Here is a 13,374-nt window from a genome sequence, read left to right as displayed (position 1 = left end):
GCGATAATCCCTTCTGTCATTCTGAACGAAGCGAAGAATCCAGAAGACTTAATCTACCTTGGCTCTCATGCCATGGCAAGGATTCTTCGCCGGTGTTTGGGATGATATTTTGCACCAGAAATTTTTGCGGTTTTATAAGCTTAGCCGGCAAAATATAGCCGGTGCTCCAAATGTAAGCCATATTCCTACAACAAAGTATTTTAAAAGGGAGAAGAAACCATGTTGCGGCATTATAAGTTTTAAAACGGTGTATATTAGTAGAAATCCTCCCAAGCCTATCGCATATTTTTCCAATGTTTTAAGTTTATTTTTCGACTGTGGCTTAAAACCTATCAAATAATCTTCAAACTTGTAGCCTACAAAGCTTCCCGCTGAAAGACCCATATATATGAAATTGTCTTTATATGGAAAAAGAAATGCAAGCCCAAAAGGTATCGATATCATAAGTATTATGCTATAAAGCATTGGAAGAGGCTTTAATTTTTTCGGCACTACTGTAAATATCCATGACATTAAAAGACCCAGTATTATTCCCGCTGCCACATCCCAAGGCCAGTGCAAGCCTAAATACAATCTTGATAAACTTACCAAAAAAATCATTATAATGCCTATAAAATATATTTGTCTGCTCCTGTAATACTGCATAACAACTCCCCAAAAAGTAGCGGTTCCTTGGGCATGGCCGCTGGGAAATGAAAACCCTCCGGCTGATGATACAAACAAACTCCGAATCCCTGGGTTGCCGATAGGCCGCGGGATGGCTGTAATATTTTTTAGTGTAACATTCAGATACATTGAAAACATTAGTGATATAACTAAAGTTATTCCGATTTTTTTATCTATGCTCCAATAAAATATAGGTATCATTATAAGATAAAAAATTGCGCTGCCAAAGTTTGTAATTATAATAAAGAAAATATCAAGAAACGGATTACTAAATGATTGAATAAATTGAATAATTTCAGCTTGTAGTTCCATATCTGCCCTCCAAAATCACATTTCATAATTAATAATAGCATTTTTATAATGTCTTGCCGAGTGATTGCTTTAAAGATATAATCATATAAAAAGTCAATAAATTTTGTAGGAGGTAATCTCATGGATTATCAAAAATATGTTGCCCAAAGGGCAAAAGATATCGAAATTTCTACCATACGCTATTTTTTCAACATGGTAAATGAAGTTGAAGGAGCTATATCGCTGTGCATCGGCGAACCGGATTTTACGACACCCGAACACATAAATCAGGCTGCAGTCGAAGCACTAAATCAGGGACATACATTCTATACGCCTAATGCCGGACTTTTAGAGCTTCGAGAAGAGATAGCAAAATATTTAAGCCGCCGCCATAAAGTTGATTATAAGCCGGAATCAGAAATAATTGTTACTATCGGAGCAAGTCAGGCCATAGATGTGGCAATAAGGACTTTAATTGAGCCGGAAGATGAAGTATTAATACCCCAACCTTCCTTTGTGGCTTACAAGCCTTGTACCATTCTTGCCGGAGGAAAACCGGTATCAGTGCCTACATATCAGGAGGATGACTTTGTGCTGAGGCCGGATGTACTGGAAAAATATATAAGCAAGAAGTCAAAGGTCTTAATACTGCCTTATCCGAACAATCCTACCGGTGCGGTAATGACAAAAGAAGCATACGAAAAACTTGCACCAGTGATAAAAAAACATGATCTTCTTGTTATAGCCGATGAAATATATTCAGAGCTGACCTATGGTGCGGATTACATGGCTTTTGCCGGAATTTCCGACATGAGGGAACGGACGATTACCATAAACGGATTTTCCAAATCTTACGCAATGACCGGTTGGAGGCTTGGATATATTGCTGCCCCTGAAGACCTTACAAAAGAAATGCTGAAAGTTCATCAATACAACGTGACCTGTGCTGCTACTATGGGTCAATATGCGGCTATAGAGGCGCTGAGAAACGGTGATGAAGATATCAAAAGAATGCGCAGCGAGTATGACAAGAGAAGGAAATTTTTATTTGAAAGCTTAAGAGAAATGGGTTTGGAAAGTTTCGAACCAAAGGGAGCATTTTATGTTTTTCCATCTATAAAGAAAACCGGACTTTCTTCTGAGGAATTTGCCAAAAGGCTTCTTCATGAAGCAAAAGTGGCTGCGGTGCCTGGCAACTCCTTCGGAGAAAACGGTGAAGGCTTCGTGAGAATGGCTTATGCCACTTCCATGGAAAATCTTGAAGAAGCAGTGAAGAGAATAGGAAATTTCATAAAGAAGTTTTGAGCATTTTTTCCAACAAAAACCGCACATTATTATAAAAATGAAATAAAATGTTCGTAAAAACTATTGATTAATGTTCGCTACTGTGATAATATGTATTTACTAAAATTAAAAAATGCCAGTAAATTTATTCTCTATATAGACAGATAATACTTTTGGCCAGAGTATTATCTGTTAAAAATTTTATTTAAAAGGAGAGCTGCATATGTTAGTAGCAAAGATTTTTACTTTTCCAAAGGCGGGAGTTTTAGATCCTCAGGGCAGTGCAATAAAGCCGGTTATTTCAAATCTGGGCTTTACGAACGTCAAAGATATTCAAACAGGCAAGTATTTTGAGGTAAAAATAGACGCCTGTGATGTGGCGGAGGCGCGCAAGACAGTGCAAGAGCTGTGCTCAAAGGTTTTAGTAAATCCGGTTGTTGAAGATTATGAATTTGAAATATTGGAGGCTTAAAGATGAGGTGTGCGGTTATACAATTTGCCGGAAGCAGCGGCGATGGTGACTGTTGTCATGTATTTAAAAATATTTTAGGTCAATCCGCAGACTATGTCTTTCACAAAGAAACCTTTAAACCTGCGGATTTTGATATTGTGGTTTTGCCGGGAGGAGCATCCCATGGAGACTATCTAAGGCCTGGAGCTCTTTCTGCACATACAAAGGTTATGGAGTCGGTTAAAGAAGCGGCAAATTCCGGAAAACTCATACTTGGAATAGGGAATGGGTTTCAAATATTACTTGAAGCCGGCCTTTTGCCCGGGACAATGCTCATTAATAAAGATATAAAGTTTTATGCCGATGAAGTGCTTGTTAAGGTGGAAAATACTGCCACTCCATTTACCAATCTTTACAAAAAAGATGAGGTAATCCGATTGATTCTTTCGTGCAAATATGGCAGCTATTTTGCCGATGCAAAGACTATAGAGCAGCTCAAAAGTCAAAATAAAATAGTTCTTACTTACTGCGGTTTTGGAAAAAACGGTGACGAAGAAGATCCGGTAGCTTCTATGGAAAATATAGCAGCAATAGCAAATCAAGAAGGAAATATTTTAGGCCTTATGCCTCACCCTGAACGCTGCGCGGAAGAAATCTTAGGCAACACTGACGGCCTTAGAATGTTTCAGTCTATCTTGCAATATTTTGAAGGAGGCAAAACGCTATGACTGCTAGAGAAGAAGCTAAGAACCTTGGTTTAACTGATTTAGAATTTGACGAAATAGTTAAAACTCTCAAAAGAGAGCCTAATTACCTTGAACTAAGTTTGTACAGCGTAATGTGGTCTGAACACTGCAGCTATAAAAATTCAAAGGCAGTGCTTAAACGATTTCCTACAGAAGGACCGCAGGTATTGCAGGGCCCTGGAGAGAATGCGGGAATAGTTGATATCGGCGATAATCTCGCGATTGCTATGAAAACAGAAAGCCATAACCATCCCTCGGCAGTAGATCCGTATCAAGGCGCGGCTACAGGTGCAGGCGGCATGCTTAGGGATATTTTTACAATGGGCGCAAGACCTATTGCGCTTCTAAATTCCTTAAGGTTTGGAAAGCTCGACGATGACAGGGCAGAATATCTGTTCAGAGAAGCTGTAGCAGGCATCGGTGATTATGGAAATGCCATAGGAGTGCCGACGGTAGGCGGAGAAGTTTATTTTGATGACTCTTATGAAGAAAATCCTTTGGTAAATGCTATGTGTCTTGGTATAGTACCTCACGATAAAATAGTTTTAGGAAAAGCGGCAGGAGTAGGCAATTCCGTTATGATAGTCGGCGCAGCCACAGGGCGCGACGGCATGCACGGTGCAAGTTTTGCATCCGGAGAGCTTACGGAAGGCAATGAGGATCAGGGATCACCAATGCAAGTCGGCGACCCTTTTAAAGAGAAACAGCTTATGGAAGCATGCATGGAGCTTCTCCAAAAAGAATGGGTTGTAGGAGTTCAGGATATGGGTGCTGCCGGAGTAGTCTCATCAACAAGCGAAACAGCTGCCCGCGCAGGAAATGGTATAGAAATCGATGTGGCTTTAGTTCCTCAAAGAGACAAAGATATGAAGCCTTATGAAATAATGATCTCAGAGTCCCAGGAGCGCATGCTGGTAATTGTTGAAAAAGGCCACGAGGATGATGTTAAGAAAATCTTTGAAAAATGGGATTTAGACGCAGTGAAATTTGGCACCGTAACTGATGACGGTATGCTGAGAATACTTGAAAATGGTAAAGTAGTAGGCGAGGTACCCGCAGCTTCATTAGCAGGTGGTGTGCCAATAGTTAAAAGAGAAAGCAGAAGACCGGAATATCTGGATAAATTACAGACAGATTTTTCAAAAATCCCAGTGCCTTCAGATTTAAATGATATACTTCTTAAGTTACTGGATTTACCGAATATTGCCAGCAAGGCTATAGTTTATCGCCAATTCGATCAAACTGTAGGCACAAATACTGTAGTTACTCCGGGTTCGGATGCTGCAGTGCTCAGGATAAAAGGCACAAAACGCGGAATTGCAGTTACAATAGATGGCAATGGTTACTACTGTTATCTGGATCCTTATGAGGGAGGAAAGCAGATAGTCGCAGAAGCTGCAAGAAATCTCGTTGTAAGTGGCGCTAAACCTGTTGCGCTTACTGATGGATTGAATTTTGGAAATCCTGAAAAACCTGAAGTTTATTACCAATTCGAAAAATGTGTTGATGGTTTGTCAGATGCGGCAAGAAAACTAGGTGTTCCTGTTATAAGCGGAAATGTCAGTTTCTACAACGAAGGCAAACACACTGCTATTTATCCATCGCCTGTTGTCGGCATGCTCGGAGTTTTAGAAGATGTAGAAAAACACTGCACTATGGACTTTAAGCAAGATGGAGATGTGGTAGTACTTCTGGGTGAAAATACTGATGAACTTGGCGGATCAATTTACCTACAGGAATTACTAGATATAGTTGCAGGTCCTGCTCCTAAAGTAGATATCGAAAAAGAGAAAAAAGTTCAGGATTGCTGCTTAAAGGCAATACAGCTTGGCCTTGTAAATTCAGCACATGATATTGTTCAGGGCGGTCTTGCCATAGCGCTTGCCGAATGCTGTATAGCAGGAAACATCGGTTTTGAAGGAGAAATAGAAAGCAATCTTAGACCTGATACATTGCTTTTTGGAGAAGGACAATCAAGAATTATAATGAGCCTCAAACAAGACAACCTTTCTACTTTAAATAAGCTTGCATCAGAACTAGGTGTAAAGGTCAGCGTAATTGGCTTTGTAAAAGGCGACAGCTTAAAGCTCACCATAAACCAGAAGGATAAAACAGTAGGCAATATTGAAGTTCCCGTGAAAAAAATGGCAGAGGTCTCTAAAAATGCTATTAAAGGAAGAATGAAAAAATGAGCGATGAATTAAAAGAAGCCTGCGGTGTATTGGGCATATATGAAAATCGAAACAATGCCGGCCTGGGGCGCGATATATTTTACGGCTTATATGCCCTACAGCACAGAGGCCAGGAAAGTGCGGGGATAGCGGTTAGCTCAGGAAATGGAATAAGATATCATAAAGCAATGGGCCTTGCCTCTGAAGTATTTAACGATGAAATACTAGATGACCTTACCGGGCGCATAGGCATAGGACATGTCAGATATTCTACGACAGAGCCTAATACTTTGATAAATTCTCAGCCGCTGGTAGTGCGGTATAAAAGAGGGTCCTTGGCAGTTGCTCACAACGGCAATTTAGTAAACTCTTTAGAACTTAGAACAGAACTCCAAGAAAACGGTGTCGCATTTCAAACAGAAATAGACAGTGAAATAATAGCATTTTTAATAGCACAAGCTCATTCCGGCGACATTGCTGAAGCGGTAGAAAGCTGTATGGGTAAACTGAAGGGTTCTTATGCGCTTGTAATAATGACAGAGGATACACTTATAGGTATGAGAGACCCTAATGGCATAAGGCCGCTTTGTCTTGGCAAAAAAGGTGATTCATATGTCCTTTCCTCTGAAAGCTGTGCTTTAGATACCATAGATGCTGAATTTATCAGAGATGTAGAGCCCGGAGAAATAGTAATAATTAATAATAAAGGCCTGCAAAGCATAAATAAAAATAAAGAAACTTCAAAAGCGGTTTGTATTTTTGAATTTGTGTATTTTGCAAGACCTGACAGCACGATAGATGGTACAAACGTTCATATGGCAAGGCTAGAAGCAGGAAGACTCTTAGCTCAGGAACATCCTGCTGACGCTGATCTTGTAATAGGTGTTCCGGATTCAGGTACTATATCAGCTATGGGCTATGCCCAGGCGTCGGGGATACCTTTCGGCATAGGCCTTATCAAAAATCACTATGTGGGCAGGACATTTATAAAATCTACACAAAACTTAAGAACCATAGGGGTCAAACTCAAGCTTAATCCAATAAAAGAAGTTGTTCAGGGCAAACGTCTAGTAATGGTTGATGATTCAATAGTAAGGGGAACTACCAGCGGACTTATTGTAAAAATCCTAAAAGATGCCGGAGCAAAAGAAGTGCATGTGCGGATAAGTTCTCCCCCGGTAACAGACTCCTGCTATTTTGGCATTGATACTTCTAGCCGCAAGGAACTCATAGGTGCTCAGCGAAAAGTTGAAGAAATACGGGAGTATATCGGCGCCGACAGTTTGGGTTATTTGAGCCTTGATGGACTTGTAAAATCGACGGGATTTCCTCGGGAAAAATTCTGCTTAGGGTGTTTTTCCGGTGAATATCCTATTGATGTTCCTGGAGAAGGCAAGGGTTACCTATTTGAAAAACGGTAAATTTGGAAAGGGTGTGTGTTAAAATAAAGCGCGCAACTTATAGGGATGCCGGAGTAGATGTAGATGCGGGCAATCGTGCCGTAGAACTAATGAAAGAACATGTGCGTTCTACTTACAGACCGGGTGTGCTTGGAAACTTAGGCAGTTTTGGAGGTTTTTTTCAGCTGGATACGAAAAAATACAAGGAACCAGTTTTAGTATCTGGCACTGACGGAGTAGGTACAAAACTTAAAATTGCCTTTATGATGGATAAACACGATACAGTAGGTATTGACGGCGTAGCAATGTGCGTAAACGATATTATAGTTCATGGAGCAGAGCCACTGTTTTTTCTAGATTACATTGCGCTTGGCAAACTCATACCTGAAAAAGTTGCCGATATAGTGAAGGGTGTATCAGCCGGCTGCAAGATGGCCGGCTGTGCGCTTATCGGCGGCGAGACGGCAGAAATGCCTGGTATGTATGCCGAAGACGAATATGACATTGCGGGTTTTGCCGTGGGCGCTGTTGAAAAAAGCAAGGTTATAGACGGTTCAGCTATAGAAAAGGATGACGTAGTTATAGGAATAGCCTCATCAGGCCTGCACAGCAATGGTTTTTCTCTGGCAAGAAAGGTATTTTTTGAGATTGGCAAATTTTCATCATCAGATTATATAGAAGAACTTGGGAGAACCTTGGGAGAGGAACTTTTGGAGCCTACCAAAATTTATGTAAAAACCGTGGAATCTCTTAGCGAATTCGATATTCACGGCATGGCCCATATCACCGGCGGCGGCATTATAGAAAATCTGCCACGCATACTGCCTGAAGGCATACATTTTTCTATCAAAAAAGGTTCATGGGAAATTCCACCGGTATTTAGTTTGATACAGAAAATAGGACAAGTAAGCGATAAGGAAATGTACCGCACCTTTAATATGGGTATAGGATACGCGGTTGTGGTATCTTGCGATGCGGCAAATGAGGTCTTAAATGTCTTGCAGAAAAATGGTGAGAAAGCATGGATAATAGGCAAGGCAGTTAAAGGAAAAGGCGGGGTGGTATTTTGCCGAAGTTAAGGATTGGGGTTCTTGTATCAGGCTCAGGTACCAACCTTCAATCGATAATCGACAAGTCAGAATCCGGTTATATTCCGGGAAGTGTGGAATTAGTAATTTCAAGCAAAAGCGGTGTTTATGCCATAGAAAGGGCAAAAAACCACAATATACCGGCATATGTAGTCGCTCCGAAAAATTATAGCACTAAGGAGGATTACGAAGACAAACTAATAGAGATTCTCCAAAGCCATAACGTTGATTTAGTTGTCTTAGCCGGCTTTATAAAAGTCCTTTCACCACATTTTGTTCAAGCTTTTGCCGGTAGAATCATGAACATTCATCCCTCACTTATTCCGGCATTTTGCGGTGAAGGATTTTATGGCGAGAAGGTTCACAAAGCCGTCCTGGATTATGGAGTCAAAATAACCGGTGTGACGGTTCATTTTGTTGACGAAGGTGCGGATACAGGACCTATAATTTTACAAAGAGCTGTACCTGTAATGGATGATGATACTGTCGAAACCCTGGCAGCTCGGGTTTTAGAGGAGGAGCATAAGATATACCCCGAGGCCGTAAAATTATTTGCTGAAGGCAGATTGAAAGTTGAAGGCCGAAGGGTAAAAATAATCAAACAGGAGGATGGCAATGATTAAACGAGCATTAATATCAGTTTCAAACAAAGAAGGCCTTATAGAATTTGCCAAAGGCCTTAGCGATTTAGGAACACAGATACTATCGACGGGAGGTACTGCTAAGGCCTTGCAAGATGCGGGCATAAAAGTTACACCCGTATCTGATGTTACAGGCTTTCCTGAAATTCTCGAAGGCCGAGTCAAAACCTTGCACCCAAAAATACACGGCGGTATCCTGGCAAAAAGAGATAGCGAAGCTCATATGCAGCAAATTGCAGAATTGGGAATTGAGCCTATTGATTTAGTCGCTATCAATCTTTACCCATTTAAAGAAACCATAGAGAAACCCGGCGTAACCTTAGAAGAAGCAATAGAAAATATAGATATCGGCGGCCCGTCGATGCTCAGATCTGCAGCAAAAAACCATAAAGACGTTATAGTAATCGTAGATCCGGCAGATTACGAACCGGTAATCCAAGAACTAAAAGAAAAAGGCGATATAGATATAACCAAGAGAATGAAACTTGCCTGCAAGGTTTTTAAACATACAGCTCATTACGATGCATTAACTTCTGATTATTTAGAGAAACAGCTTTTGGCTGGAGAAAAAGAAACCTGCAAAACTATAGAATTTCCAAATGATCTTACATTAGCTTATGAAAAAATCCAGGATTTGCGTTATGGTGAAAATCCACACCAAAAAGCTGCTTTTTATGGAGAAATTGGAAGGCATCAAGGCACCCTTGCAGGAGCAAAGCAGTTATGGGGCAAGGAGCTCTCATTTAATAATATTAACGATGCTGATGCTGCATTAAAGGCAGTTAAAGAATTTGATATACCAACAGCCGTTGGCTTAAAACATACAAATCCCTGCGGTGTTGCGTCAAGCGATAATATCTACGATGCATATGTTAAAGCGTATGCAGCCGATCCTACGTCGATTTTTGGCGGGATCGTAGCCCTTAACAGACCTGTGGATGCGAAAACTGCCCAAGAGCTGGTAAAGATATTTTTAGAAATCGTTATAGCTCCGGCTTTTGAACCGGAAGCTTTAGAAATACTTAAGACTAAGAAAAATTTACGCCTGCTTGAAGTAGATTTTAACGGCAAAACCGACTTCGGTCTTGACATGAAGAAAGTATCCGGGGGTTTGCTGGTTCAGGAGTTGGATACAAAAGATTTTAACAAGGAAGATTTGAAAGTCGTAACAAAACGTGCTCCATCAGAGAAAGAAATGCAGGACTTGCTGTTCGGATGGAAAGTAGTAAAACATGTAAAATCTAATGCCATAGTTTTAGCCAAAGATCTTGTGACCGTAGGCATAGGCGCAGGGCAGGTGAACAGGATATGGCCCACAGAACAAAGCATAGCTCATGCAAAAGACAAGGCAAAGGGCTCTGTTCTGGCCTCTGATGCATTCTTCCCGTTCTCGGATGTTGCAGAAACAGCGGCAAAAGCAGGTGTTACGGCAATTATCCAACCCGGTGGTTCGCTAAGAGATGAAGACTCTATACAAGTTTGCGATAAATATAACATAGCAATGGTATTTACAGGAATGCGGCATTTCAAACATTAAAAAGTAAGTAAATTCTAATAAAGGAGGCGCCTTGCGTGAAAGTCCTAGTGGTGGGAGGAGGAGGCAGAGAACACGCGATTGTGTGGAAACTTGCCAAAAGCCCCCAAATTGACGAAATATATGCTGCGCCCGGAAACCCCGGTATCGGCCGATTGGCAACATGTGTAAATATAGCTGCAGAAGACATACCAGGACTTGCTGAGTTTGCAAAGAAAAATAACATAGATCTTACCGTTGTAGGGCCGGAAGCGCCGCTTGTAGCAGGGATTGTAGATGAATTCAAAAACAGAGGATTGACTGTTTTTGGTCCCGACAAAGCTGCAGCTCAAATAGAAGGAAGCAAAATATTTTCTAAAAACTTGATGAAAAAGTATAATATACCAACAGCAGATTACAAGGTTTTCAAGGATCCAAATGATGCCATATCCTATATTGACACTGCTCCGATGCCGATTGTAGTAAAGGCTGATGGTTTAGCTGCAGGCAAAGGAGTCATAATCGCTCCTGACAGAAGCACTGCCAAAGAAGCGGTAAAAACCATGATGATAGATAAAGCCTTTGGCAAATCCGGCTCCTGCATAGTTCTTGAAGAATATTTAGAGGGGCCCGAAGTAACAGTGTTGGCTTTTTGCGACGGAAAAAGAGCGGTGCCTATGGTAAGCAGTAGAGACCACAAAAGAGTCTTTGACAATAATAAAGGGCCAAATACAGGCGGCATGGGGGCAGTTTCCCCTGCCCCTGCATATACTCCCGAAATAGCAAAAATAGTAGAACGCGATATAATACAGCGGACAATTGATGCAATGGCTAGCGAAGGAGCTCCTTTTCAAGGAGTTCTATATACCGGTCTCATGATTACAAAAAACGGCCCTAAAGTTCTTGAATATAACTGCCGCTTCGGCGATCCGGAAGCTCAAGTTGTAATTCCAAGACTTAAAACTGATTTGGTGGAAGTTATGCAGGCTGTAATAGATGGCGATCTAACGAATGCGAAAATAGAATGGAAAAGCGAAGTTGCAGTATGCGTAGTAATTGCCTCCGGCGGATATCCGGGCCATTATGAAACAGGTAAAGTTATAAGTGGTTTAGACGATGCCGAAAAGAACGGAAGCATAGTTTTTCATGCCGGAACAGCAGAAAAAGACAGGAAAATTATTACTGCAGGAGGCAGGGTTCTTGGAGTTACCGCTTTAGGGAAAGATGTTGATGAAGCAAGAAAATTAGCTTATGAATCTGTATCAAAAATACGTTTTGAGGGCATGCATTACCGAAAAGATATCGGCTTGTAAGCAAGGTACACAAGGTACACAGGGGTGAACACAGGGGGACGGTTCTTTTGTGTTGTCTGACAACACAAAAGAACCGTCCGAGACCACTGAAAAAGTCCCCCCCATAAAAGAAATCTGATTCTAAAATTAAACACAAGAAAATGATTAAAAGCCTTGAAATGTCTGGCTTTAAGGTACCAAAAACCCCTTATTCATGGTATAATATAAGTATGATCAAATACCAATCAAAAGGGGTTTTTCTAATGCTTCGACTTAAGCCAAAGCAACTGAGTTTTCATTCATTGCTGTACGACAAAATTCCGGAAAATCACATACTAAAAAGGATAGATTCAGTGGTTGATTTTTCTTTTATCAACGAACTGCTAAAAGGCAGCTATTGCAAAGAGTTTGGCCGTCCTGCAAAAGAACCGGAAATGATGTGCAAGCTGCTTTTCTTGCAGCATCTATATAACCTTTCGGATGAAAGAGTAATAGAGGAAGCAAGCTTAAACCTTGCCTACCTGTATTTTTTAGGCCTCAATCCTGAAGATGCCCTTCCGGATAAAAGCCTGCTTTCAAAATTCAGGACCCATCGCTTGGAGGAATCAACCTTAGACGAAATCATAACAGAAATCGTAAGACAATGTGTAGAAAAGGGAATCATAGAAGGAGGCAGCGTAAGCATAGATACTACCCATATACAAGCAAATACCATTAAAAAAACCCCTGAACGGTTAATGAAACATTTAGGAAAAAAGATCATTAAAACATATACAGAGGAAACGGGAAAAACCTTAGAAGATATACCCGAAGCGCCGGCCTACAAGGAAATTGAAGATCATAAAGAGGCTAAGGCCGAAATGAAAGAATACTTAGAGACTGTAATAGATAAAGTAAACGAAAATATATCCGCAAATGAACAAAAGACCAAGGAAGCAATAAACAAAGCTAAGGAAATATTAGACGACCCTAAGTTTATAAATCAAAAAGGAGTGCGTTCGCTAATAGACGAAGACGCAAGAGTCGGCTATAAAAGTAAAAACCATAATTATTTCGGCTATAAAACCGAGTTTGCCATGACAACGGATGAACGCATCATCACTTGCGTAAGAACAGCGAACGGAGCATATACCGACGGAAACCACACAAAAGAAATGCTTGAACAAACAAAAAAAGCCGGCATAAGGATTGATGAAGTTTATGCAGATAAAGCGTATTTTAGAAAACCCATACTGGATGATATAAAAGAAATAAATGCAAAAGCCTATATACCTGTAAGCGAATCAGTCTATAGAATCGATGAAAGTGAATTTACATATAACAAAGACTCCGACCAGTGGCAGTGCAGCCAAGGCAACATAACAGAAAAAAGGAGGCATTTTAAATCTAAAAAAGACAAAAAAGAAACCTACAAATACTATTTTGAAATAAATCAGTGCAAGGCATGCCCCATACACGATAAATGCTGCAAAAGAAGTTCGCGTAAAATTCTCAATGTAGGTTTAAATACACCGGAGTTTTATGAAATATCGCAGTACCAAAAAACCGAGGAGTTTAAGGAAAAATACAAAAAGAGAGCTTCTATCGAAGGCAAAAATGCCGAACTTAAACGATTTCACGGGCTGTATCGAGCAAGGGGATACGGTCTGTTAAGCGTGTCCATACAATCGAAACTAGCCGCAATAGCGGTAAATATAAAGAGGATAGCAGCAATAGTATCCTCTTTTTTTATTTTGTTTTTTAAAAAACCTATATTTTCCAGAGCAAATCTTGGTTTTTGATATTTTTTGATGAAACCAGGATAAAAAAGGCTAGTTTTTCAGTGGTCTCG

Annotated in this window: 11 protein-coding genes; 10 read left to right on the top strand and 1 reads right to left on the bottom strand. The window is 40.5% G+C overall.

The window, feature by feature from the left end; genetic code table 11:
* Positions 1-132: 132 nt before the first annotated feature.
* Positions 133-978, bottom strand: a complete 846-nt coding sequence (locus tag TSYNT_RS00840; protein ID WP_059031298.1) for a phosphatase PAP2 family protein — start codon at positions 976-978, stop codon at positions 133-135.
* Positions 979-1,098: 120 nt separating this feature from the next.
* On the opposite strand from TSYNT_RS00840, the gene TSYNT_RS00835 reads away from it, so the two are divergent.
* From TSYNT_RS00835 to TSYNT_RS00790, 10 genes are all read left to right on the top strand, one after another.
* The gene (locus TSYNT_RS00835) at positions 1,099-2,262 is read left to right on the top strand and encodes a pyridoxal phosphate-dependent aminotransferase (protein ID WP_059031297.1); all 1,164 of its coding nucleotides are present in this window, start codon (positions 1,099-1,101) and stop codon (positions 2,260-2,262) included.
* Positions 2,263-2,464: 202 nt separating this feature from the next.
* On the top strand, positions 2,465-2,713 hold the full coding sequence (purS, locus tag TSYNT_RS00830; protein ID WP_059031296.1) for a phosphoribosylformylglycinamidine synthase subunit PurS: 249 nt from the start codon (positions 2,465-2,467) through the stop codon (positions 2,711-2,713).
* Positions 2,714-2,715: 2 nt separating this feature from the next.
* A complete protein-coding gene (gene purQ / locus TSYNT_RS00825; RefSeq protein WP_059031295.1) occupies positions 2,716-3,420 on the top strand; it encodes a phosphoribosylformylglycinamidine synthase subunit PurQ in 705 nt (234 codons plus the stop codon).
* Complete coding sequence (gene purL / locus TSYNT_RS00820) at positions 3,417-5,630, top strand: phosphoribosylformylglycinamidine synthase subunit PurL (protein WP_059031294.1); 2,214 nt, start codon at positions 3,417-3,419, stop codon at positions 5,628-5,630. Before purQ ends, purL begins: the two co-directional genes overlap by 4 nt.
* Entirely contained in the window at positions 5,627-7,030 is a 1,404-nt protein-coding gene (gene purF / locus TSYNT_RS00815) for an amidophosphoribosyltransferase (RefSeq protein ID WP_059031293.1), read from the top strand. The genes purL and purF overlap by 4 nt, the downstream gene beginning before the upstream one ends.
* Before the next feature lie 11 nt (positions 7,031-7,041).
* Positions 7,042-8,088, top strand: a complete 1,047-nt coding sequence (gene purM / locus TSYNT_RS00810; RefSeq protein WP_059031675.1) for a phosphoribosylformylglycinamidine cyclo-ligase — start codon at positions 7,042-7,044, stop codon at positions 8,086-8,088.
* Positions 8,076-8,720, top strand: a complete 645-nt coding sequence (purN, locus tag TSYNT_RS00805; protein WP_059031292.1) for a phosphoribosylglycinamide formyltransferase — start codon at positions 8,076-8,078, stop codon at positions 8,718-8,720. The genes purM and purN overlap by 13 nt, the downstream gene beginning before the upstream one ends.
* Positions 8,713-10,275, top strand: a complete 1,563-nt coding sequence (purH, locus tag TSYNT_RS00800; protein ID WP_059031291.1) for a bifunctional phosphoribosylaminoimidazolecarboxamide formyltransferase/IMP cyclohydrolase — start codon at positions 8,713-8,715, stop codon at positions 10,273-10,275. The genes purN and purH overlap by 8 nt, the downstream gene beginning before the upstream one ends.
* A gap of 35 nt (positions 10,276-10,310) precedes the next feature.
* The gene (gene purD, locus TSYNT_RS00795) at positions 10,311-11,564 is read left to right on the top strand and encodes a phosphoribosylamine--glycine ligase (protein ID WP_059031290.1); all 1,254 of its coding nucleotides are present in this window, start codon (positions 10,311-10,313) and stop codon (positions 11,562-11,564) included.
* Positions 11,565-11,806: 242 nt separating this feature from the next.
* A complete protein-coding gene (locus TSYNT_RS00790) occupies positions 11,807-13,324 on the top strand; it encodes an IS1182 family transposase (RefSeq protein WP_059031289.1) in 1,518 nt (505 codons plus the stop codon).
* Positions 13,325-13,374: the final 50 nt, after the last annotated feature.

The organism is Tepidanaerobacter syntrophicus (assembly GCF_001485475.2).
Lineage (GTDB): Bacteria > Bacillota > Thermosediminibacteria > Thermosediminibacterales > Tepidanaerobacteraceae > Tepidanaerobacter > Tepidanaerobacter syntrophicus.
The sequence above is the reverse complement of the archived record's forward strand: the minus strand, read 5'-3'. Positions and strand labels throughout refer to the sequence as shown.